Raw genomic sequence first — 19,157 nt, 5'->3', positions numbered from 1 at the left:
CGTCCTTGAGCGCCTGGTCTTCCGACGTAGGCGCGGCAATCGCAGTACTGGTCGCTGTCGGCGTCGATGTGGCACTTGGTGATTGGCTGGTCGCGGTGGTGCTTGGTGAGGGCGACTCGTTCGGCGTGGAGCCCCCTGTGCAGGAGGTCAATGCCAAGGTCGCGGCTACCAGGGCAGTCCCCAAGATCGTTTGGGCTGTCGTGGTTTTCATTACTGCTCCTTGCGTAGGGGGCGGGGTCTTTGGGCTGGTCCGGCTATAGCCGCCAGGGGAAATATCCGTTCTCATGTGGGGGCATCTCAGTTCCTTACTGCTTGAGGATCTGCGCGGTTGCTGTGGCCGATGCTTGGAGGTTGTTGATGCCGATGAGGCTGAGGAAGACGGTCTTTTTTGTTTGGGTGACGGTGACCGTGACGGTGGAGCCGGCGGTGGTTGCGCTGCCGGTCAAGCCAGCGGCCGAGATGTAGGACTGGGCTGCATTGCTGGCTGTTGCAGGGTTGACGACGACGGCGCCTCCTCGGACTGAGGCACCGGTTACGGATCCTGCGCCGGCTCGGGCAGCGGCTTCGGCTACGCTCTGGGCTTCGCGGTTGGCGGTGATTTTCGCGCCGCCGTCGACAACGAGTCCGATGGCCAGGAAGATGCCCACGCACGTGATCATGAACCAGGACGTCACGGATCCTCGTTCGTCAGTTGTGTTTTTCGGCATGAGGGTCACCTCTGGCGGTAGGGGTCGACGGGTGAGTTGGCGCTGCGGCTGACGTCCATGGAGCCGGGGAGTCCCGGTACGAGGTTGGACAGCGGCACTGTGCAGCTGACGGTGGCCCGGATGGTTCCGGTCTCGCCCAGGGGTGCGAGGAAGCGGCTGGTGTCCAGGACCACGGTTTGCCCGACACAACTTGCCCCGCTCTGGGACATGGAAACTGCAGCTGCGGTGTTGGCGTTCGTTTGGGCCTGTCCCGCGGTGCGGGCGAGGGAGCCGTCACGGGCGGCCGCGGCCGCTGCCTCTTGTACCGCTCCTTTTGCCCAGGAGATACGGATCCCGGCGATGAGCAGGCCGATGAGAAGGAGTGCTGCTCCTGCGATCAGCATGGTTTCGAGGATGGTGGTCCCGTCTTCTCCGTGGAGTGCTTTGGTGTTGGTCATGGTGACACCCACCGTTCGGTTGGGCCGGAGACCGTGGCTTTGACGCCAGGGCCGCCCCAGCCCGGGATGGGGCTGTTGGTGGTCCCGGTGACGGTGACGCTGACGCTGGTGGGTCCGCGGTTGATCTGTACGCTGGCGCCTTTCAAATCGGAGCTGGTAGCGATGATCTTGTTGGCGGCTGCTTCCCCTGCACTGTTGCCGGCGTTGTATGCCTTGGCCGCGGAGTATGCGGATGAAGCAGCTGCTTGGGCCATGTTCTGGGCGTTCATCCAGAAGGCAGCCTGAAGGATCCCGAAGGTGAAGAGGATAACGACGGGTAAGCCGATGACTGTTTGGAGGGTCACTGAACCGCGCTCAGCCCCGTCACCTACGGGGTGACGGGGCTTGACGAGCTTGAAGGTTTGCATGGCTGCCTTACCCGGCAGGGATCTGGGCAGCCTTTGAGTTGATGACGCCAACGACGATTGCGATGGTCGTTCCGGCCACCAAGAGAATGGCCACCGTCCAGAAGATTTGTTCGGCGGTCAAAGAGCCGCGTTCCTTGTCGTCCTGGAGCATGTCAACCCGGCTGCGGTAGCCGTTATGCAGGGCCACCCCTGCGATGTGCAGAGTAGCGGCGATGCGGAGTCCGATGTCTTTCATACCTGTTCCTTCTTTCATGTTGTCCCCCTACAACCTCTAAAGGTGCAGTGATTCGGGCATTCCGGACAAATTGGGCCGGATGACTCTGGTACTAACTTTGGCGGGTTTCCCCATGGTGTGCTTGTCAAGTGAAACGTTGTTCTGCCTCCTTCCGCTAGCTACCGATCAGCCGGAACAACGGCGGTGTGAAGATCAGGGCGATGAAGATCATTCCCATGACGCCGGCAGGGAAGGTTGATTGCTCTACGTTGGCGTTGGCTCTGGTCTTTGCGTCGTTGAGCAACTGAACGCGGAGGCCTTTACCGCGGGCACGGAGCGGTTCGTAAATGCTGGCTCCTTCTTCGCCGGCCAACCTCATGATGTCGGCCAGGTCGCTCAGCTCGGGTACACCAATTTCGGCGGACAGGTTCTTGAAGGCATCCCAGGGCCGGATACCGCGGTAGGTGGCGAGCCGCAGTTCCTGCTGAAGACGGACGAACACCCAGGAGTTGCCGACGTCGGCGGCCAGGGTCAGTGCCCTGGAGGAGGAGATGTTGCCTTTTCGAGCAGCTGCGACGAGTTCGATATAGGTCGCGACGGCACGGCCGAAATCGGCTCTGTCTTCTGCGGCTTTCTGTGTCACGGTCAGGTTCATGGTCCACATCAGCAGTACTGCCATGCCGGCGCTGATGGGAAGGGAGAACAGCAACCACGGCACGGGGAGCTGCAGGGCTGTGATGAACGCAAATCCGAGCACGGGCGGCAGAGCAAAACCGGAGATCCCGGCGAGTGCTTGATTGGCTGCGTGTTCGGTCGGGGTTTTCCCGACGATGGCCAAGTCCCGGGGATTGACCGAAAGCCAGCCGAAGGGCCCGCGCTGGACGGCACGGCCGAGACGGTCCTTGAAGTCCAGGTCCATGGTCTGGGCGTTGCCGCCCAGGTTCTCGAAGGCGGCGCTGAGTTTGGGCCGCCGTGGGAGGAATTCGGCAACGGCCACCATGAGGGCAAGGCCGGCCGCTGCTCCCAGAGCGAGTGCTGTCCAGATCATTGGGTGGCTCCTTCCGTTTTGATGAGGATCCGGGGCGGCAGATCCGGGCGGGAGAGGTTACGCATCCAGCGCAGTGCGCCGATGTAACCGAAGAGCAGCAGAGCCAGCACGAGCTGCCCGACGGGCGTTGCGTACACACTGAAAAAGTCCGCCATGAAAGTCGCGGCAAGGATCAACAGGCCCAGGGTGATGACTGAAGCCAGTCGGGCCGTGGTCCTGTTGGTTTCGCGTGCTGAGTCGATTTCCCTGCGCGCTTTCACCTCGTCGAAGACCATTTCTGCAAGATCATGCAGCGCATTGGGTAGTGCTGAGACTTTGATTTCCGAGGCAAGAATCAGGTGCGCTGCCAGCAGGTCGCCGGTGGGATCGTCCAGGTCATCGGCAAGAGCCTGGTAGGCCCTTTTGGGCGTCCACCGGGAGGTGAGACGGGCGGTAAGCCGATCCAGCTCGGGCCGGATAGCTTCAGGGGCGTTGCCGAGGCTGTTCTTCACGGCCTGGGTCAGGGTGGTCGCCCCAGTGCCGATTCGTCCGGCCAGCGATCGGGCCCAGGATTCGATCGCTTCAAGCTTGGCCATGGAGCGGTTGTGCTCTGCGTTGCTGAACAGTTGCGGGACCAGCATGAAAGCCAAGGGCATGGTGAAGAGCAGCGCGAACCAGCCGGTGCGGATGAACAGCAGAATTCCGAGTGCGGTACCGATGGCGACAATCAGTGCCTGTTTGGCTCCCAGACGTTCCTTGAGCTTGTGCCAGGGAGATTTCCAGGCTGAGCGTGGCCGCTTCTGCTGGGGAGTCCGGGTCAGTTCCATGGCGATGAGAATCAGTCCCGCGCCGATGCCGGCCGCGCAGAGGATCGCGATCACGATGCTCATCAGAGACGCCCTCCTACACGGCTGACGTCGTAACCGGAGTCAGCGAGTGCTTCGAGCATGTCCTGGGTTGGCTGTTCGACCGGGACTGCTGCCTGGCCACGGGCGGGAGACGCGAAAATCTGGGCTGCGGTAGGAACGGATTCGCCCGGGATGACTTCGCAGATCTCGGTGACGTGGCGCTTGTGGCCTTTGCCCCGGAAGGTGGAGAGCTGGACGATGATCTGGATGTGGTCTTGGATCTGACGGTAGGCGAATGCCGGGGAGGTTCCGATGAATTTCTGTTGGAGGTCCGCCAGTTTGGAGATCGCGTCTTGTGCTGTTTTCGCGTGGATGGTGGTCATGGAGCCAGCCGCGCCGGCCATGGCCAGGAACATGGTGATGACTTCATCGCCTCGGACCTCGCCCACGATGATGCGCTGGGCGTCGGCTCGGAGGGCGCCGGTGAGCAGCTCGGACATGGAGACTTCGCCGATCTGGGTCCCGGTTTTCACGTCACGTTCGCCTTGTCCCGGACGGGCTTCCAGGGACAGCACGTTGTAGTGCTGTGGGGCCCCGAGATGAAGCTCCCGCTCTGTTTCGATCGTAATGACCGGCTCGTCGGGGTCAAAGGCTGCTGCGAGGGCGCGGACAAAGGTCGTTTTACCGGCGTTGGGGTGCCCCGAAACGACGATGGACAGGCGAGCTTTAACGGCGGCAGTGAGGAAATCGGCAGCGTCCTGGCTGAGCATCCCAAGGTCAACGAGGTCTTCCAGGGTGATGTTTCGTTTGCGGTGGCAGCGAATCACCACGGACGGCCGTGAGCTGATCGGCGGATGGAAAGCCTGCAGCCGGTCACCCGAGGGCAGGGTCATGGCCAGAGCGGGAGATGAGGCGTTAAATTCCCGGGCCCCCTCCCCCAGTTCCTCGCACCATCCCTGGATCATGGCGATCAGGGCGTCGTCATTTGCGGCTACGGGATCGAGATGAACGGTGCTGCCGTCGGTCTTGCGGACCATGACGTTATCGGCGCCCTTGATGTGGATGTTCTCCACGTCGGGATCATCCAGGGGCGGCTGGACGGAGCCAAGCCGGTACGCCTGGTTGAACAGCAGCCGCTGGAGGGTGCCCCGCTGATCCTGGGTAAGCCTGGCAGCTCCTTCCCGAACACGTTTCTCGCTGTATTCGTCCAGGATCGTTGCGATGATGGCCCGACCGATTTCTTCGCGGTTTTCGGGGGTTTCTTCGCGGTTTTGGCGTTCCTCGGAAACGTTCTGGGCGAGGAGCTCGATGACTGCCCAATCAGAGGCGGGGTCATCGACATGGTTCTGTGCGCGCCGGGTTACTACTTCAGGAGCAGCTGGTGCAGTCGTGGGCTCCTTGATGCTGCGGCGGCCGCGGGACCGTTCAGCGGCTGCGATCAGATGCAGGGCTGCCGGGTGTGTCGGAGTACTGGTTCCTGCTGCAGGCCCGGTTTGGGCCAGGGGCAGGTCTTTGAAGAGGTCCAGGTTTTCGGGTTGAGTACTCACCTAAGCTCCTTAGCGCTTGACGGGGCGTGGCCTGCTGGAAGCCCGCCGAACGGGGCAAAGAGCCAAGCGAGGAAGTCATAGGGGGCGGGCGTGCTGCGCAGTGACATTAGATGTCTCCAATCTCAGCGTCCAGGGCGTCCTGAAGCAGGCGCCGGCGGCCGTCCAGTTCAGTCTGCAGGGATGCAGACAAGGAATGTATTGCACGGGTGTAGGGGCGCTTGGCGAGCTTCGAGGGGTTCAGTTCGGCTGACCCGTCGCTGAAGACGGCGGCGCTGCGCGGATCCCAGGGCAGGGTGCCCAACAAGGGCAGGCCCAACGATGAGGCCACCTGGGAAGGTGTGTACGGGTTAGTGGGGCCTTCCACTGCAACCATGGACAGGAAGTTGCCTCGGCCTAGTTCACTGAGTCCGCCGCGGATTTCTTCCAGGCGGGCACGGATGGCCCAGGCGGAGGGAAGCGTGGGACGGGCAAAGACAAGCACAGCGTCAGCGGCCCGCATGAGCGCGCTGCGGACATCGCCAACGGCCCAACGGCCAGCGTCGATGATGACGTCGGTGCCGGCTGCTTCGAACGTGTCCGCAGCGGAGATGATGTCACCCCACAACCGGTCCAGCGAGGGTGCCGCTTTGGGTTCCATGAGGCCGGGGAGCAGCCACTTTGTGGCGGTCTGGGTGTCTGTGCTGTCCAGAGGGCGGAGCTGGGACCATAGGTCGTTGTGGTCAATGCCGCCGTGCTGTGCTGCGGCCACCGCCAGGTTGATCAGCGAAGCGTCGGCACCGTTGTATTGGCCCTGGAAGTAGCCGGTGAGAACTGCCGAAGCGGTGGAAGTATCAGCTTCGATCAGAATCGCGTTCCGGTGCCAGGATCGTGTCGTGGCAACAGCCGCGGTCGTCACGCCCGGGGATTGAGCAAGGCTGAACATCAGGACTGTGGCCACGACTCAGTTGCCTCCGTCCAGGATCAGAGCAACCCGACCGGTGGCCGCTTTTGCGGCGAGCGAGGCCGCGTCCCCGCGAGGAACCTGGACGGCTACCAGGGTCTGGCCGCTGACTGTGTCTTTTTCCGTCGAAACAATGGTTGCCGAAATCGGTGTGGGGACTTCCTTGGGCATCTCCGCCTGGTTCGGCGGTGTCCCGACGATGCGGACCCTGTCCCCGCTGCGCAACGGGTAGGGAGGAAGCTGGGCCGGGCCCAGGGAGAGCCCGACCACAGAGTCATCTTCCGAGAGCCCCGTCCCCGTGGCGAGGGTCTTGGGTGAGACCAGGCCACCGGAGGGAATGTCCTTGGCCGCGGTCTTGCCGATCACCTCTGACTGCTGGGTGGTCAGAAAATGCGGGATGGGTTGACCCTCCGGGATCTCAACTGCAGTCAGATCTTCGGCGGTGATGACATGGCCCCGCGCTATGTCAGACCGGGCAGCGAACACTGACTGTGTGTGGGTTTGGCTGCTAAGAAGCCAGACAAACAGCAGACCGAAAACGACCATCAAAGCGATGGCGGCCGCGATGACCGGCACCCGGGGCTTGGATTGCAGTGGCGATGCCAGGCTGCGTTTCTTCTGCCCCTGCTCTGAGGGGGCTTCGGTGGTCTGCGTCATGACGTCCTTTCGTCCTTCAAGTACTCGGTCAAGGCTGCGTTGATCAGTCTGGTTCGGTTGCTGTTGGCTAACTCGTCGGAGATTCCGTCGATGACCTGGACATGGTTCCTGAGCATTCGCACGGGGCGAATGGCCTTATCGGAGTCGTCGGAGGCTACCTGCGCCACGGTTTCCGGACGTCCAAAGAGATTCGCGGCCGGCACTGCATGCTGCTGGGCTGCCAGGATCCCCGGCAGGGCGTCATAGGTGGCGTCTATGGCGTTCATGATGATGTTCGGATAGGACAGGCGGGTCCGTTCGTGATGGGCCACCAGCCGGGCATCCAGGTCCTTAGGGGTCCGCAGCGTGACGGAAGTATAGCGAGCGGATCCAGCGTCACTGGCTTCCTTTACCTGCAGCGGTGTCGAAGCCGGTTCAGGCCTGCTCGGCACGGAATGAACGGGCGCAGCCGCGGGTTGCGGGTCCTGCCGCGGTGCAGCGGGGGCCGGGGCCGGTTCTGCAGCCGGCGCAGAGGGCGCGGGAGCGACTGCGGTCTTCTTCAAGCCGCCCAGGGCGGAAAGGCGGTTGTCCGCGTTCACTGCTGGGCCTCCTGGGCTTCGATGGCCTCTTCCTGGGTCTGGAGCTCATTGACGATTTCGGTTGCGAGGGACATGTAGTCCTCGGACAACGAGTTCGCGCTGCCGGCCAGTACCGGCGCTGCTGACTTGCCGTCCCGGAGTCGCTGCCAGAAGGGTCCTTGTTTGGCGACCTCCGCCGCCAGTTCATGTGCAGATTCGCCGCGGAAGCTGGCGTCAGCATCAGCGGCGACGACGTTGCGGATTTTGGCTTGGAAGGTGGGGGCAATGCCTTCCAGCCGCTCCCCCAGGATCTCCCGTGGTCGCTGCTCCACCCTGGTAGCACCCTTGGGGACGCCAAAGAGCACAACTCCGAGCAAGCGGATGTAGGGGTTTGATTCCTGGACGTGCTCAATGCGTTCGGCCAGTGAATAGAGACCCTTGATGCTCTTCGGTTCGGGCCGGAGAGGGGCAATGATCCAACGGGCGGCGAGCATTGCTTCATCTACTGCGATGAAGCCGGCATCCGAGGGAGGGGTGTCGATGAGGATGAGGTCATACTCGGGCGCGATCTTGGCGATGACTCTGGCCACTCCCCCGCGCATGTTGCCTCCCCGAAGACTGTCTCCACGGATGGCGTCGAAGAGCTGTGCTGTGAAGCGTCCCGCTGAGAGGACGTCCAGGCCCGGGCGGATGTTCTTTGCCGGCAGAGGAATTTCCCCGAATGTGACGGCAGAGTAGAGCGAACGGCCATGATCATTGCGGTCTTCATCTTCGTAGAATCCGAGGTTCACGGCTACGTTGGCTTGGCTGTCCAGGTCCACAACGAGGACCTTGTATTCGGCTTCGGCGAGGAGCGTCGCAAGGTTGGTCGTTACAGAGGTCTTGCCCACTCCCCCCTTGCCGTTGGTGATGACGATGGTGCGTCGTAGGCGATTGAGCTCGTCCGTTGTGAGCAGATGCACTGCGGGCGAGAGGGATGGGGATGTGGGTGTCGAGTCCATGATGCTCATTCTAGTTGCAGTCAATATGTGGTTCAAGCGCATTCTGCCCACTTTCGCTATATAGGCGAGGAGCAAGCGCGTTATAAGGCATGTGCAGTTCGTGTGTAATGCCTACATGGGCCGTGCGTATTCACTGCATAGTGCGAACATGATGAATACATGATGACTGCACATTCAAGACGTTATAAATGCCTAGCCACAGCGCAGGAAGTGCGCATGGGCTGAGCAGCACCTAACTCTTTCCTGCGAAAGGACTCCGTAGGCGAGAGGTATGCAGTCGAGCAGGGCTGCGTAGGGGAGAGGTATGCAGGCGGGCAGGGCTGCGTAGGGGAGAGGTATGCAGGCGGGCAGGGCTGCGCAGGGGAGGAGGCATGAAGTCCGCATGGGCGAGTAATGGACATGGGCGACCGGATGCAGCGAACTCGCCGTCCTCAGAACGTGAGGGGGCTAGAGGGCATGGAAAGAGCGAAGGTCCCCGGGCGGCGGAGCCGTGCCGCCCGGGGACCTTCGCTCTTGTCTTGGGTTGGGCGGCTAGTGGATCCACCCTGTTTCGGTGATTTCGGTACGTACAGCGTCGACAAGTTTTGCCCGTGCCCGGCCCGCGCGCTTGCGGCAGGTTTCAAGGCTGAGGCCCAGTTCCTCTGCAAGATCCTCACGGGCTTCCTGGGGATTGCCTGACAGGTAGTAGCGGGTGAGAAGGATGACTTCGTCGCGAGTGAGGATTTCGGCGTCCAGGGACCAGGCCAGCACGGCTACGAGGTCCCGTTCTGATGCCTCGGCGCTGTTGAGTGTCCTGTCGCCGGCCTCGGAGAGACCTGCTTCGATTGCGTGTTCCTGGTACTCCGGCAGGGCGTCAATTGAGGTCTCGTGCAGGTGCTCGCGATTGCCCCTCTTGGTGGATGAGTCCAACATGCCCATGGCATCCAGCACGAGGTTCCCGGCAACAGATCCGGACCGGGAGAGCGGGTGGAGAAGGATTCTCTCCCATAGGGCGCCGATGTAAATGGAAAGAGCGTCGGGGAGGCTGTACAGGCGCAAAGACCTGGCAGACGCGACCAACGTGATCGCTTTGGGGAGCAACAGGTAGATCACCGTCAGGTGGGCCAGTGCGTCGCCTTTTTGGGCGGCAGCGACGAGAGAGCCGAGTACCTGGTTGCCCCAGCTCGACGGCCGGGCCCGGAAAGCTGCCTTGATGTCGCAAAGCGGAACGTCAAGATTCGGATAGGTTCCAGCCGGCACGCTCGCTGCGTACCGGGCGAAGCAGGACTCAATCGAAGTCTGGGTTGGGTGCCAGTCGAGGTGGGTAAAAACAGCATTCATTGGAGGGCTCCTAGGGCTGTGCGCTTCACGCGCGCGGTCTAGAGCCCAGTCAAGGAAACTGCCCCTTGCTCAGAACCTTGCTGAGGGAGGATTCCCGCGCCAGCAAGCGGCCCGCCGCCCTTCGAGGGTCGGGAAAAAAGACCCGGTCGTGATGTCCGGAACGGGCGAATCAGTGCACCTTTCGATGTCAGAAGCACCCAACACAGGAGGCATGACATGAGCAGTGGCACTGAAGATTGCGGCGGTGAGCTGGCCGATGACGGCATCGACCAGCTGTTCGACGTCGCCACATCCTTTGCTGTGCGCGGAGAGTTGAACGATCACTTGGTCCGTGTTCACCAAACCCCTTTCGACCCCCAGGCCCAGGCACACCTGCGCGACTATCTGGGTTCTTCCCGCATGGCCTCAGGTACCGAAGCTGCGGGACGACTGACGGGGCCTGAGCCGCGGGGAGGTGGAAGGCAATGAGGAAGAAGAAGGAGTCCACAGGTCAGCCAGCAGAGAGTGGAAAGAAGCGCTTTTTCCTGAACCTGACATCAGGGACCAAGCCTTCCACCAACCCGTGGACCAAAGGCCAAGCCCTGTCCACCAAAGCGATTGTTGTCGGAAGCTGGTCGGCATTGCTGGTCTGGCCCTTGGTGCTGGTTGGGCTGACCGGTGGCTTCACCCCCACCAAACCGACCAAGCCGACAACGACCACACAAGCCGTCTCAGCAAGTGAGCAAAGCGCCGGAGCAACTGCCCAGGCATTCGTTGCTTCCTGGCTTTCCGCGACACGGTCAAATACCGGAGCGCTGGCGGACTACGTCGATCTGAGCGGGATCCTTCTGCCCGAGCAAGGGTATGAATACCGCAATCTCGTGGTGGCATCTGTTGGCGCCCGGGGATCTGACGGCATGGTCACGGTTCAAGTCGCGGCCGAGATCAAGGAAGTCAGCAAGGCCAAGGACGGCAAGGATCTCCTCCTCTGGCCACAGCGCTATTTCGAAGTCACCTTGCTGGTCTCCCAGGAAGGAGTGAAACCGCGTGGATTGCCACGGGCGGTCGCTTCCCCGCTCCTTGCTCCTGAACTGGACAACGGCGGATACAGCCAGAGCCTGCCGGCCGCGGATCCCGTGGCTCAGTCCATCACGAGCTTCCTGCAGGCCTATCTCACGGACACCGGAGAGATCGCCAGATACGTTGCCCCGGGCACAGACATAGCTGCCGTAAAACCAGCTCCGTACACGGCGGTCAAGCCATTGCAGTTCAAGGCTCTCAAGGCGCCTGAATCCTCTCCTGCCGAGGGTGCCACGATCCGTACGTTGACGCGGACGCAGCTGCTGGGCCCGCAAGGACAGATCGTGACCGCGGATTACTACCTGGCACTGACCGCCCGAGCCGGCCGATGGGAAGTGACATCTCTCGAAAACTCCGATCCATCTGCCACAACCAAGTCAGCAAAACCCACGCCAACACCCACCAGAAAGTAGAACATTATGCTCACCTTGCCTACAGCCGTCTCCGCCATCGCCCGCCCCGCTGCAGGGGTATGGGACATGCTCAATGTGCAGTTCGCCAGCGCAGAGGACGCCATCTTCAAGGGTGCCTGCATAGCCGGCGCTGTCATCGTTCTCGGCACGGCATATAAGACCAAAGCCGTCATGGCCACCCTCATTTCGGCGGTCATCGCCGCTGTGATGATCTTCCTTGTCGGCGGAGGACTTCTGCTCTTCTCCAACAAGGTAGGGGAGACCGTCGAGGAGCCGGCAGCTCAAGCTGTCGTAAACCAGGGCCCGGCCCACGGGAACTCCGTGATCCCGGACGACAGGGTCTGATCCACAGTGAACGAGGGCGAAGACTACGAAATCGTCAGGTTTTACAGAATCAACAAATACCCGTTGATGATGGGCCGTCTACCGGACGGCAGCAAGATCTTTGGCGGTCCCTACACTGCCGCCCAAGGCATCACCGGAGCGGCGATGATCATCCTGGTGCTCTCCACGTGGGGCCTTTGGGCGAATTACGGACTCTTCGGCAATGTCATTTTCGCTGGCATGGCCGTGCTCATCCCGGTGTATCTGGCAGGCATGATCCGGACAAAGAACAGAAACCCCGTCACTGTCTTCCTCGGTGCCATATCAGCCTGGGCCGCGCCTGGCGGGGGAAAGGTCGGCAACGACAAGTTCACGTTCCGTAAACCCCATCAGACCGCCGGCGCGACCCTAATGGATGGCCTTAGCCGCCGCACCCCCGAGCAATCTGACCCGGAACCGGTCCCTGCCGTGCAGCCCATCGTTCCCGTTCAGATGCCTGAGCCTGCTCCAGCGCCTGTACCAGCCGCTCGGCGGCCGGTTACAGCCCTGGACAGGCTTATGGCCCAATCGACCCCCCAGAAGCAGTAGGAGCAGCAATGCGTACGCCAGCCACGGCCTTGACCAGCAATCTCATGTTCACCAGGTCCGGTACCGTCTGGGCTTCCTTCCGGCTGAGCCCTGTTCCTTACGGCTACTGCCCACCGAAGATCAAGAAGACGGTGAAAGCATTCCACCAGGCGCTGTTCCAGGCGTTCGAGGGGGAAGCCCTGGTGCTCGGCCTGACGGCGGACGTGGACCCGGCCTCTGTCGTGGAGCAAATGATCGAGGGCGTGGATCTGCAGGCCAATCCGGACTGCGCGGCTGAAGTACTTGAAACCCTGGATTCCCTGGAGGACATCCAACTGGGGACCAGGGCCTTCTGGTTATCGGTTCCTCTTCGGGTCAGTGCCCACGCAGCGGTGAAGCAGGCGGTGACGGTCTTTCACCATGAATTCGCTGAACTGTTGGCACTTCCCCGCATAGTTCCTTCGGAGCAAGAGCTTCAGCACTATCAACTGCAGGCTGACATCATCGAGAAGCTCATTCCCAGTGTGTTCAAACCACGGAAAGCAACCCCGGCAGAGCACGTCTGGATGGCTATCCATAATGCCCAGCGCGGGCTGGGCGCTGACGGCCGGGTGCCCACATCCACGGTTCAAGGCGATGTCACAGAGGAAATCGTTCAGCTCGGCTCAGCCATCCCAACTCCCTGGATTGACGAAGGAGGTCAAAGTGATGAGCGTGGGAAGATCCGTAACCCGTTCACTCGCAAGTTCCTGAAGATTGCTACTTCGGAGACGCCGTCGTACCAGGTTCTGCAGGCCGTCTCGGCAATGCCGCGAGGGGGTATGGTCTTCCCGGGGACGGAATGGCTCTATCTCGCTGACACGCTGCCGCTGGATGTCGATTTCGTGTTGCGCCTGACCATTACCGGCGCTGATGTCGCCAAACGCCAGAATGCAAAAGCCGAGGCAACTCTCGCGGATCAGTACTGGCAGCGGACCGATGAAGGCATCACTGGGTCGAGTTCGGAGTTGGATGCCTATGCCCAGGACCTCGTTGCGTTCCAGGCGGCTCTGAACCGTTCCGAGAAGGAAACCAAGGTCCAGATGACGGCAATCTTTGCCGTGGGCGCGGAAACGGCCCAAGCCGCCAAGGACCTGGCCGCTAAGGTCGAGACGTTCTACAAGGGCATGGAAATTGTTCTGGAAGCCCCGTTGGGCGGACAGGAAGATCTTTGGTGGTCCATGCAAGTCGGTGTCCCGACGTCCCGACAGGTCAGAGACTTCGCTCAGCTGACCACCGGCCGCGAGCTGGCCGGTGCTATTCCTCTGGCCTCCACCGAGCTGGGAGCCACCAAGGGAAGCCTCGCTGCCCTCAACATCTCCACCAGCCGCCAAACCCCGGTGCTCTTCGATATTGAAGGTTCGATTCTGGGCAGCAAGTCAGGATCCTTCGCTTGCTGCGCAGAAACCGGGGCCGGAAAATCCTTCTTCCTCAAAAAAGTGACCGGAGACGTCGTTGACCGTGGGGGCCGGTTCTTTGTCATTGATCGATCGGACACGAAGGAATGGGCCGTTTTCGGTGCATCGGTCACCGACTGTGTTGCCTTGGAATTGGTCAACCCGGAGTATTCCCTGGACCCATTGAGGCTCTTCGGCGCCAAAGAGGGCGCATCCATGGTCGAAACCGTGTTCACCACCTTGCTGAACATTGCCCCGACAGATGACTTGGGAATCACTCTGTCCGAAGTGCTGGACCATGATTACCTTCTGGCCCACGGGCTGGATTCGCTTGGATCTGTGCTGCAGCACCTCGCCACGGATTGTGAACTGGAAGGGGCGGCTGAGCTCGCACGGCGGATGAATGCGTTCGCCCGTAAGAAGCTGGGCCGGGTGCTCTTTGACGGGAAGCTGCCGCCCCTTCCGCTGGATGCCCGCGGCTTAGTCATGTGCACCAGAGGACTGGAACTGCCCACCGCAGACCAGCTCAAGTCAGAGCACCTGTTCAAGGGCCTGTCCATTGAGAAGATCTTCGGCCGAAGCCTGTATGCCCTGATGGCCCGTATCGCCAAGGAGTTCTGCTTCCGAGACCGCACAGAACTTGCTCTATTCATTGTGGACGAAGCGCACCACATCACCTTGTCCGATGAAGGAACCTATGTGGTGGAGATCTTCGTCAGGGAAGGCCGCCGTTCCAGGGCGGCGATTGGTCTTGGCAGCCACGACGCGGAGCTGGACTTCGGCAACGAAGTGGTACGGGGCATGATCCCTGTCCGCATCGTCATGAGGCACACGGACAGGAAACTCGCGATCCGTGCCTTGGAGTGGCTGGGCCTGGACAGCACCGATGAAGAACTCATCGAGATGGTCACCACCGATCTCTCACCCATGGATGAGAACAACAAGATCCTCCCCGGACGTGAGGGCGAGGGCTTGATGCGCGATGCGGCCCAACGTTACGGAAAGATCCAGGTAACCCGTCCAGCGCGCGAAGAACGCTTCCAGGCGATCCTGACTACCCCGGACGCGGAGGCAGCATGAACCGTCTCGCAGCTCAGCTGACGTCAAGGCCCTGGCTGGCCAGGACGGTCATGGCTTTCTTCCTGACACTAACCATCCTGATGTTTCTCTCCGTGGGAGCGCACGCCGACGACTCCACCCTTCCGGAGGAGAACCAACTCGGGGGCGTCCAGGACTCCCACGGCGTGCCAGCTGAGAAGTACAAGATGCTGCCCTTCGACCGCGGGGGAATGGACAACTTCACCAAGCTCGTCATCGGCGTCTACGTCGACCTGATCTGGCCAGGGCTGACCGACTCACTGAACTTCGTGATGTGGTTCTTCAAATGGCTGCTTTCATTCCAATGGGTAGGCATCATCACGGTCCCCATCGAGGGGTTCGCCACGACGATTCAAGATCTCTTTGGCGGGCTGAATTTCATCCCACTTGCATTGGCCCTGACCGCGCTGGTTTACGGGTTCGCCATGGCCAGAGGCAGGTACTCCCACGGCGCCATCAACTTGGCGACCACGGCGTTGGTAGCTTCGCTGCTTACAGGAGTCCTGGCAAACCCGGCCAGTACTGTTATCGGACCCAACAGCTGGCTGCAGCAGGCCATCAACGGAGGCGGCCAGGTAGCAGTGGCCATCGCCACGGACGGTAAAAACCAGTCAGCGACTGGCCTGTCCGCCCAAGACGTCATCGATGAGTCCTTCAACCAGCAGCTCACAGACATCTTCCTCCGCGAACCGGCCATGTATGTCAGTTTCGGCAAGAAGCTCACCGGCGAATGCGAGACCGTCTTCGACACCAAGATGAAAGCTGTAAAGCCGGGGGACACCGGAGACAACAGCGTCAGAGACGCCGTGGCCGCATGCGACCCGGCTGCGAAATTCTTCATCGAACACCCCAGCGGCCAGCTGAACGTCCTGGGCGGGGTCATCCTCAGTATCGTGCTGCTTCTGATCATGGCCGCCGTCCTGGGAATAGTGTTGATCGCCACCGTTGCCTACCTCTGCTTCCGGGTCCTGAAACTCATTCCTTCCGGATACCTGGCGCTCCTTCCCGGGGAAGAACGCGGAGGCTTCTGGCAGGACCTTGCAGCCGTGGCGGCTTCCCTGGCGATGGTGGCTGGCTCCCTAAGTGTTCTGGTGCTGTATCTCAGATTTGTCATCGACGTCATGAACGCCCTGGACGGCCTCGGGCGCAACAAATTCATCCTCTTGGGCTTCCTGTACATCGGCGGGGCGATCCTGATGTTCGTCCTCCGGAAAAGGTTGCATCAAGCTGCCAACAAGGTGGCGGCCAAGATGTCCGGATTTATGGGGGCCAAGGGAAAGGCGGCTCCCGCACCTGTCAGCGGCTCGCAGGTCGTCAAGCAGGCTAAGCAAGGCTTCCGTACTGCTCAGTCGTTCCGGACGGCCAATGCCGTCACCCGTCAGGAGAAGCGCAGCCGTGATGGAGGCGCGCTTCCCGTCCAGGGCCCTGGTGGCGGGGCGGGAACTGCCCGTTCGGCTGCCGGAGAAGCTGTTCAGCGTGTTGGCGGAGCAAAGCTGCACAAGGCCTTGGCTGCGGCCAGCAAGGTGCCCGGCATTGGTGTTGCAGCAAGGGGTGTCCAGGTGGCCACGGTCATCATTCCCAAAGCCCAGCAATTCGCGAACAAGGCCAAGGAAGCGACCCAGCGGGTTACCCATGAACCGACCCGGCGGACCGCCCGCAATGAGAACCTCCGGCAAAAGATCGGCAAGGAAGAGCAGAAGCTTGGCCGCCGGCAGGAGAAGGTGCACACAAAACTTGATGCCCTGGACGTCCGTAAGGACCGCCTGCCACGTCACGGTTCTCCCGCCGATGACTTGTGGAGGGCGCAGCTGCAGACCAAGGAAGAGCAGCTTCAAAAGCGGCTGCAGAAGCACTCCGGGTCCGACCGGGCAGAGAAACTCCGCGCGAAACTTACGACCGGTGAGAACAAAACCAACCGGTACGAGGAACGTCGAAAGGCCCGCAGGGAGAACGGCGGGACTCCGGATCCGGTAGGTAAGAACGCATGAAACCTGAGGGCACGAAACTCAAGGCTATAGTCGCCCTGGCTGTTACCGCGGTTCTGCTTTTCACAGCATTCATCACCACCTTGCCCATCGTCGTGATTGGGGCATCGCTGGGGACCAGAGGAGATTCAGCGTCCGCCACGATCTGCCTGGCCGGTGGCGCTGTGTCTTCTGATGGGTGGGTCAACCCGGTGGCCGGTCCCATGACCTCCCCGTATGGTCCCCGCCCGGCCCCGGTGGCAGGAGCCGGCGGATTCCATACCGGCCAGGACATCGCCCCAGCGGCAGGCACACCTTTCGTCTCCGCCTCAGCCGGGACCGTTATCGCCGCCTATGGAAATGGGGATACAAATCCGGTCGGTGACACCGGCAACGGCATCATCATTGACGCCGGCGGTGGAGTGGAGCTCTGGTACTGGCACGCCCAGGACAGCACCACGAAGGTCCGCCGCGGCGACAAAGTCAAAGCAGGACAACACCTGGCGAACGTGGGCAGCACCGGAATGTCATCCGGGGCCCACCTGCACTTCGAAGTGCAGATCAACGGAGCGCACGTGGAACCGGTCGCGTTCATGAAAGCAAGGGGCGTTACCCTCGGAACCGGTGGGGGATCCGGCGCCGTCAACGCTGCTGTTCAACAGCAGGTGTCCCAGCAGGAGCCGGCGTCCCAGGCTGAGGCCGCGCTCTTCACGAGCGCAAATACCGCGGGGCAAAGCATCACCCTTCGCCCATCCCAACTTCAGAACGCCGAACGGTCCATCAAGGCCGGACGTACCGCCGGCGTGAGCGAGAAAGCGATCGTGGTCTTCCTGATGACCGCGTTGCAGGAGTCGAAGTTCAAAATGTATGCAAACAACGCCGTCCCTGAATCCCTAAGCCTTCCGCACGATGACATCGGCTCTGACCATGATTCGGTAGGTCTTGTTCAGCAGCGTCCGTCCCAGGGATGGGGCACCGTGGCAGATCTGATGAACCCCGAGAAATCCGCACTCAAATTCTGGGGCAAGCACGATACTGCCGGGAACTGGCCCCCCGGTTTGCTTCAGATCCCGGGATGGGAACAGATGAGCCTGAACGATGCAGCGCAGGCCGTTCAGCGTTCAGGAGTTCCTGATGCCTACAGCCAGTGGGAACCAGTGGCGCGGGCCTTGCTGGCCCGAACAGGCGGCTCCTCGAACACCTCCTGCACTCCCAGCACTGCCTTCGGCGCAGGCCAGGCATTGCCCGGAGCTGACGCCTCAGCAAGGGGCAAAATCATTGAGGCGGCAAAGGAAGGTCTTGGTGGCGAGTATGTCTGGGGCGGCACCGGCTTCAAAGCCTGGGACGCCGCTGGATATGTTCAGTGGGTCATGAACAATGCGGGCATACAGGGGGTGCCCCGCATCAAACAGTGGACCGTGGGGAAGAAGACAACCACCCCCCAACCAGGAGACCTGGTCGTGGAAGTTGTGGACGGACCGAACTACTGGACACATGTTGGCATCTACGCCGGGGACGGAATGATGTACTCCGCGCTGAACCCCAAATCGGGAACCCTGCTTCATCCGGTGAATTGGAATTCCAAAAGCGAGTACTTCACTCTCATCGCTGATTCGTGACGAAGGAGATCTCTTGAAGAAGAAGATCATCGTTGGTTTAGTTCTCCTGGCCATAGCTCTGGTCTTCATGGTCCTGGGCATCATCAACAAGGACAACGGAGGCCAGTCCCAGGAAACCAACGCAGCGGAACCCATTGCTCCGGCACCCACAACTTCCCCGGACAAAGCACCGTTGCTGGATCCGAATATGCCAAGCCCCCTCCCACAGCCGCAGGAGGACGCGATCACGGCAGCCGTCCAGGGTTTCATCTTCGCCCGTTCAGGGCAGCGGTGGGACGACGGATCGGCCACTGCCTGGGTGGACAGGGCTGCCCACTTCACCACTGATCGCTATGCTGCCCAGCTCAAAGCAACGTACCCGGCCGGTGCGGCAGGCACGGCCTGGCAGCAGCTGGTCCAGGAACGAATCATCCGTGAAGCCAGAATCGACAGCCTCCAGGTAGTCCAGGCCCAGGACCTCAGCAAGGGGTCCGCTACCGTGTTGGCGCGCTACCGGATCAGCCAGGCGATCGATGGGCGGCAGGCCGAGACGTTCGAGCCCTTTGCCAAACTCGTGACCGTACTCCTGGTGGATGGCCAATGGCGGATTGATTCGATGGACGAAGTCACAGGAGGTTCTGTCCCGGAGCTGCCAGCGCCGGCCTTGTCACCGTCGAACCCGCCAAGGGTTTCCGAGGAATAACGCAGCAGCGACCTAACTCCCGTTGCTGAATGAGGCCCCGCCACGGTGGGGCCTCATCTGTGCTTAAAGCTGCATGCTGATCGTGGCCAATCACCAGCTGATAAGAGTTCACGTCCTGGCGGCAAAGGGTTGAGTTCTTGTTGGGTGCGCGTGGATTCCGGAGTGGGTTCGCGTGTGATGGTGAGGCGCTGAGGTTTGAATGAGAGATGAATACACGGTCAATGCGCAGTCAACGTATATTGCTGGCGCAGACAGGGGTGTATCTAGACTCGGTGAGAGCACTGACTCCTTTGGAGTTCCGCTCCGAGTCTAATCACCCTGTCAAGTCAATAG

At 61.3% G+C, this 19,157-nt stretch carries 21 protein-coding genes; 9 read left to right on the top strand and 12 right to left on the bottom strand.

The window, feature by feature from the left end; genetic code table 11:
* Positions 1 to 5 precede the first annotated feature (5 nt).
* On the top strand, positions 6 to 260 hold the full coding sequence (locus AC1RJY_RS21645; RefSeq protein ID WP_498603464.1) for a hypothetical protein: 255 nt from the start codon (positions 6 to 8) through the stop codon (positions 258 to 260).
* 45 nt (positions 261 to 305) lie between these two features.
* Here AC1RJY_RS21645 and AC1RJY_RS21640 read toward each other — a convergent pair whose 3' ends face one another.
* From AC1RJY_RS21640 to AC1RJY_RS21585, 12 genes are all read right to left on the bottom strand, one after another.
* On the bottom strand, positions 306 to 707 hold the full coding sequence (locus tag AC1RJY_RS21640) for a pilus assembly protein TadG-related protein (RefSeq protein ID WP_494055836.1): 402 nt from the start codon (positions 705 to 707) through the stop codon (positions 306 to 308).
* Between the two features lie 5 nt (positions 708 to 712).
* Positions 713 to 1,144 (bottom strand): TadE/TadG family type IV pilus assembly protein, encoded by a 432-nt coding sequence (locus AC1RJY_RS21635; protein WP_494055837.1) that lies wholly within the window; start codon positions 1,142 to 1,144, stop codon positions 713 to 715.
* Complete coding sequence (locus AC1RJY_RS21630; RefSeq protein ID WP_498603463.1) at positions 1,141 to 1,551, bottom strand: TadE family protein; 411 nt, start codon at positions 1,549 to 1,551, stop codon at positions 1,141 to 1,143. The genes AC1RJY_RS21635 and AC1RJY_RS21630 overlap by 4 nt, the downstream gene beginning before the upstream one ends.
* Before the next feature lie 7 nt (positions 1,552 to 1,558).
* Positions 1,559 to 1,786 (bottom strand): hypothetical protein, encoded by a 228-nt coding sequence (locus tag AC1RJY_RS21625; RefSeq protein WP_498603462.1) that lies wholly within the window; start codon positions 1,784 to 1,786, stop codon positions 1,559 to 1,561.
* Positions 1,787 to 1,940: 154 nt separating this feature from the next.
* Positions 1,941 to 2,813 carry a type II secretion system F family protein gene (locus AC1RJY_RS21620; protein ID WP_498603460.1) on the bottom strand — a complete coding sequence of 291 codons (873 nt, stop codon included), beginning with the start codon at positions 2,811 to 2,813 and terminating at the stop codon, positions 1,941 to 1,943.
* Complete coding sequence (locus tag AC1RJY_RS21615; protein WP_498603458.1) at positions 2,810 to 3,682, bottom strand: type II secretion system F family protein; 873 nt, start codon at positions 3,680 to 3,682, stop codon at positions 2,810 to 2,812. The genes AC1RJY_RS21620 and AC1RJY_RS21615 overlap by 4 nt, the downstream gene beginning before the upstream one ends.
* A complete protein-coding gene (locus AC1RJY_RS21610) occupies positions 3,682 to 5,187 on the bottom strand; it encodes a TadA family conjugal transfer-associated ATPase (RefSeq protein WP_498603456.1) in 1,506 nt (501 codons plus the stop codon). The genes AC1RJY_RS21615 and AC1RJY_RS21610 overlap by 1 nt, the downstream gene beginning before the upstream one ends.
* Before the next feature lie 106 nt (positions 5,188 to 5,293).
* Complete coding sequence (locus tag AC1RJY_RS21605; protein ID WP_498603454.1) at positions 5,294 to 6,124, bottom strand: hypothetical protein; 831 nt, start codon at positions 6,122 to 6,124, stop codon at positions 5,294 to 5,296.
* Between the two features lie 3 nt (positions 6,125 to 6,127).
* On the bottom strand, positions 6,128 to 6,784 hold the full coding sequence (locus tag AC1RJY_RS21600; RefSeq protein WP_498603452.1) for an SAF domain-containing protein: 657 nt from the start codon (positions 6,782 to 6,784) through the stop codon (positions 6,128 to 6,130).
* The gene (locus AC1RJY_RS21595) at positions 6,781 to 7,362 is read right to left on the bottom strand and encodes a hypothetical protein (RefSeq protein WP_498603449.1); all 582 of its coding nucleotides are present in this window, start codon (positions 7,360 to 7,362) and stop codon (positions 6,781 to 6,783) included. Before AC1RJY_RS21595 ends, AC1RJY_RS21600 begins: the two co-directional genes overlap by 4 nt.
* Positions 7,359 to 8,342, bottom strand: a complete 984-nt coding sequence (locus AC1RJY_RS21590; RefSeq protein WP_498603447.1) for a ParA family protein — start codon at positions 8,340 to 8,342, stop codon at positions 7,359 to 7,361. Before AC1RJY_RS21590 ends, AC1RJY_RS21595 begins: the two co-directional genes overlap by 4 nt.
* A gap of 531 nt (positions 8,343 to 8,873) precedes the next feature.
* Positions 8,874 to 9,662, bottom strand: a complete 789-nt coding sequence (locus AC1RJY_RS21585) for a hypothetical protein (RefSeq protein WP_498603445.1) — start codon at positions 9,660 to 9,662, stop codon at positions 8,874 to 8,876.
* 216 nt (positions 9,663 to 9,878) lie between these two features.
* Between AC1RJY_RS21585 and AC1RJY_RS21580 the strand changes: the two genes are divergently transcribed.
* From AC1RJY_RS21580 to AC1RJY_RS21545, 8 genes are read left to right on the top strand one after another with little or no spacing between them, the layout of a single operon-like run.
* A complete protein-coding gene (locus AC1RJY_RS21580) occupies positions 9,879 to 10,130 on the top strand; it encodes a hypothetical protein (protein WP_498603443.1) in 252 nt (83 codons plus the stop codon).
* A complete protein-coding gene (locus tag AC1RJY_RS21575; protein WP_498603441.1) occupies positions 10,127 to 11,134 on the top strand; it encodes a conjugal transfer protein in 1,008 nt (335 codons plus the stop codon). Before AC1RJY_RS21580 ends, AC1RJY_RS21575 begins: the two co-directional genes overlap by 4 nt.
* A gap of 6 nt (positions 11,135 to 11,140) precedes the next feature.
* Positions 11,141 to 11,479, top strand: a complete 339-nt coding sequence (locus AC1RJY_RS21570; protein WP_498603440.1) for a hypothetical protein — start codon at positions 11,141 to 11,143, stop codon at positions 11,477 to 11,479.
* A gap of 6 nt (positions 11,480 to 11,485) precedes the next feature.
* Positions 11,486 to 12,046, top strand: coding sequence for a hypothetical protein (locus AC1RJY_RS21565; protein WP_498603439.1), 561 nt, complete (start codon positions 11,486 to 11,488; stop codon positions 12,044 to 12,046).
* Positions 12,047 to 12,054: 8 nt separating this feature from the next.
* On the top strand, positions 12,055 to 14,541 hold the full coding sequence (locus AC1RJY_RS21560) for an ATP-binding protein (RefSeq protein ID WP_498603438.1): 2,487 nt from the start codon (positions 12,055 to 12,057) through the stop codon (positions 14,539 to 14,541).
* Positions 14,538 to 16,547: a hypothetical protein gene (locus tag AC1RJY_RS21555; RefSeq protein WP_498603436.1), complete on the top strand. Its 2,010-nt coding sequence runs from the start codon at positions 14,538 to 14,540 to the stop codon at positions 16,545 to 16,547. The genes AC1RJY_RS21560 and AC1RJY_RS21555 overlap by 4 nt, the downstream gene beginning before the upstream one ends.
* A complete protein-coding gene (locus AC1RJY_RS21550) occupies positions 16,544 to 18,142 on the top strand; it encodes a peptidoglycan DD-metalloendopeptidase family protein (RefSeq protein WP_498603434.1) in 1,599 nt (532 codons plus the stop codon). The genes AC1RJY_RS21555 and AC1RJY_RS21550 overlap by 4 nt, the downstream gene beginning before the upstream one ends.
* Before the next feature lie 13 nt (positions 18,143 to 18,155).
* Positions 18,156 to 18,824, top strand: a complete 669-nt coding sequence (locus tag AC1RJY_RS21545; protein ID WP_498603432.1) for a hypothetical protein — start codon at positions 18,156 to 18,158, stop codon at positions 18,822 to 18,824.
* Positions 18,825 to 19,157: the final 333 nt, after the last annotated feature.

The organism is Arthrobacter sp. GW822-FHT05G07 (assembly GCF_058799755.1).
The sequence above is the reverse complement of the archived record's forward strand: the minus strand, read 5'-3'. Positions and strand labels throughout refer to the sequence as shown.

Bases quoted from the DNA above. Each gene is read 5' to 3' on its own strand.
- AC1RJY_RS21585 (WP_498603445.1), bottom strand. From the start codon at position 9,662: ATGAATGCTGTTTTTACCCACCTCGACTGGCACCCAACCCAGACTTCG.
- AC1RJY_RS21555 (WP_498603436.1), top strand. From the start codon at position 14,538: ATGAACCGTCTCGCAGCTCAGCTGACGTCAAGGCCCTGGCTGGCCAGG.
- AC1RJY_RS21600 (WP_498603452.1), bottom strand. From the start codon at position 6,784: ATGACGCAGACCACCGAAGCCCCCTCAGAGCAGGGGCAGAAGAAACGC.
- AC1RJY_RS21550 (WP_498603434.1), top strand. From the start codon at position 16,544: ATGAAACCTGAGGGCACGAAACTCAAGGCTATAGTCGCCCTGGCTGTT.
- AC1RJY_RS21570 (WP_498603440.1), top strand. From the start codon at position 11,141: ATGCTCACCTTGCCTACAGCCGTCTCCGCCATCGCCCGCCCCGCTGCA.
- AC1RJY_RS21640 (WP_494055836.1), bottom strand. From the start codon at position 707: ATGCCGAAAAACACAACTGACGAACGAGGATCCGTGACGTCCTGGTTC.
- AC1RJY_RS21635 (WP_494055837.1), bottom strand. From the start codon at position 1,144: ATGACCAACACCAAAGCACTCCACGGAGAAGACGGGACCACCATCCTC.
- AC1RJY_RS21615 (WP_498603458.1), bottom strand. From the start codon at position 3,682: ATGAGCATCGTGATCGCGATCCTCTGCGCGGCCGGCATCGGCGCGGGA.
- AC1RJY_RS21580 (WP_498603443.1), top strand. From the start codon at position 9,879: ATGAGCAGTGGCACTGAAGATTGCGGCGGTGAGCTGGCCGATGACGGC.
- AC1RJY_RS21590 (WP_498603447.1), bottom strand. From the start codon at position 8,342: ATGGACTCGACACCCACATCCCCATCCCTCTCGCCCGCAGTGCATCTG.
- AC1RJY_RS21575 (WP_498603441.1), top strand. From the start codon at position 10,127: ATGAGGAAGAAGAAGGAGTCCACAGGTCAGCCAGCAGAGAGTGGAAAG.
- AC1RJY_RS21620 (WP_498603460.1), bottom strand. From the start codon at position 2,813: ATGATCTGGACAGCACTCGCTCTGGGAGCAGCGGCCGGCCTTGCCCTC.
- AC1RJY_RS21630 (WP_498603463.1), bottom strand. From the start codon at position 1,551: ATGCAAACCTTCAAGCTCGTCAAGCCCCGTCACCCCGTAGGTGACGGG.
- AC1RJY_RS21625 (WP_498603462.1), bottom strand. From the start codon at position 1,786: ATGAAAGACATCGGACTCCGCATCGCCGCTACTCTGCACATCGCAGGG.
- AC1RJY_RS21560 (WP_498603438.1), top strand. From the start codon at position 12,055: ATGCGTACGCCAGCCACGGCCTTGACCAGCAATCTCATGTTCACCAGG.